This is a genomic window from Helicobacter baculiformis, assembly GCF_900197685.1.
In the GTDB taxonomy this organism is placed as follows: Bacteria; Campylobacterota; Campylobacteria; order Campylobacterales; family Helicobacteraceae; genus Helicobacter; species Helicobacter baculiformis.
This window is the reverse complement of sequence record NZ_FZMF01000076.1, coordinates 1-2,127: the sequence shown is the minus strand read 5'-3', so window position 1 is coordinate 2,127 and position 2,127 is coordinate 1. Positions and strand designations below refer to the sequence as shown.

At 48.1% G+C, this 2,127-nt stretch carries 1 protein-coding gene; it reads left to right on the top strand.

Annotated features, from left to right (window positions below; genetic code table 11):
• A partial coding sequence (locus C6G87_RS08315; protein ID WP_233709084.1) for a DNA polymerase occupies positions 1-1,695 on the top strand: 1,695 nt, incomplete at its 5' end.
• Between the last annotated feature and the right edge of the window lie 432 nt (positions 1,696-2,127).

Here is a 2,127-nt window from a genome sequence, read left to right as displayed (position 1 = left end):
TCCCCAAGCTCCCCCCAAGCTCCCCAACAAATCCTAGCACGCCTCTTGGCGTTGCGTGTCTGTGCGATCGCTTTAGAACCCCAGGGCTTGTTGGGCATTTTAGGGCTAGAGCCTCCTAGCGATTTTATCCTCTTAAACCTGCATGAAGCGCAGGCTCAAGCTTGCTTGCAAGCCCTCTACCAATGTAAGCTCATCGGCTATCAGATCAAAGAAGTTTTTCTAGCCCTCAATCAACACTGCCCTTTAGATTTGCCACCAGATTACGAAGATGTCGCGCTATTGGCATGGTTACACAATTCAAATTTAGAGCCTAAGATCAGCGCGCTAGCTAAAGTCTTGGAGCTAGAAGCCTTTGAGAGCAAACCTAACGCTCCTTTAGACGCGCTAGCCCTAGAGCGCAACACGCAGGTGATCGCTGCTGCCTATGCGCATTACCAACACCACTTGAGTCCGGCACTCTTAGAGTTAGGACGCACCCTAGAATACCCCTTATTAGAAATTTTATACCGCCTGCAGGTACAGGGCTTTAGGTTGGATTTGGCGTATTTTCAAGCCTTGCAACAAGAGTTCAAAGAGAGCCTGCAGGCGTTGCAAAGCACAATCCACACCCTCGCGCGCACCCCGCTCAATGTCAATTCTACCAAGCAATGGGCGCATTTTCTCTACCAACACTTGGGGCTACAGGCTAAGGGGGTTAAAAAGATCAAAACCGGGTTTTCTACCGATGAAGCCAGTTTGAAAGCCTTGCAGGAAACCTACCAAAATACGGTGATTCAAGGCGTGCAGATCAGCGCGCTCTTAGACGCTCTCTTGCAATATCGCGAAATTTTCAAACTCCAAACGACCTATGTTGAACCCCTGCTCACCCAAAACCAACATGGCAAGATTCACAGCATTTTTTACCAAAACACGACAGCTAGCTCTCGCTTGAGTTCTGCACATCCTAATCTCCAAAACATCCCCATACGCACCCCCTTAGGCAAGAAGATCGCCCACGGGTTTATCCCCAGCGCGCCCGATCTGCTCTTGCTAGGGGTGGATTATTCTCAAATTGAGCTCCGACTCTTGGCGCATTTTAGCGGGGATGCGCAATTGAGTCAAGCCTTTTTACAAGGTCAGGATATTCATCTTAACACCGCCCTAGCTCTCTTTAATGACCCCTCCAGACGCCATGCGGCTAAGAGCATTAATTTTGCCCTGCTCTATGGGATGGGTCCCCAGCGTTTAGCCCAAACCCTTAAAATCAGCCAAGCAGAAGCTAAAAGCTATATTGAACGCTACTTCAACACCTTCCCCACAATCAAGGATTTTTTAGAGAATCTCAAAGCGCGCATTCTACAAGAACACCAGATCACCACACTTTTAGGGCATCAACGCCATTTTGACTTCACCCATGCCAATCCCAAACTCCAAGCCGAGTATTTGCGTGAGGGAGTCAACACCCTCTTTCAAGGGAGTGCTAGCGATTTGGTCAAATTAGCCATGCTCAAAATCCACGCGCATATCGCCCCATATCCCAGAGTTAAAATGTTGGTACAAGTCCATGATGAAATCCTCTTAGAAGTCCCCCATGCGCACGCCCCACGTCTAGCCTCAGAGATCAAAACCCTTATGGAGACAATTTATCCGCTCAAAATCCCCCTAGAGTGCCACACCGCCATCGCGCCTAATTGGGGGGATTTGAAAGAGTTTTGATTTTTTTGCAACACGCATACAGTCAATCTAAAATCGCATGCGGATCGGCGCTAAACCCTGTAAACTTAATAGCATTAAGTCATGCCCAGCACCAAATCTCTCTTTCACACTTAGAGGGAAAGTAGGTTATAAAATCCAAAACAACATTATTTCTTTTCATGGTTATTGCTCTAATTTGTCAAGACATAGACCTTGTAGGCGAACTCAAGACCTTAACCATTGAAAAGGATAATCTAGGCGGTGTTTTCCTGTGCTTGGTGTGTGAAGAAAACGCATTGTGTTGATCCCTAAGCCTGCAGGCGAGCCGACAAGTGCAGAATGCGCGAAGCCGTTTGCGAGCAACAGCGTGGAGAGCAAGCCGACGGCTTGCTAGGTTAATTCCCGTCTCTTATACACATCCGACGCTGCCGACGATATGCCCAGTGCAACTAC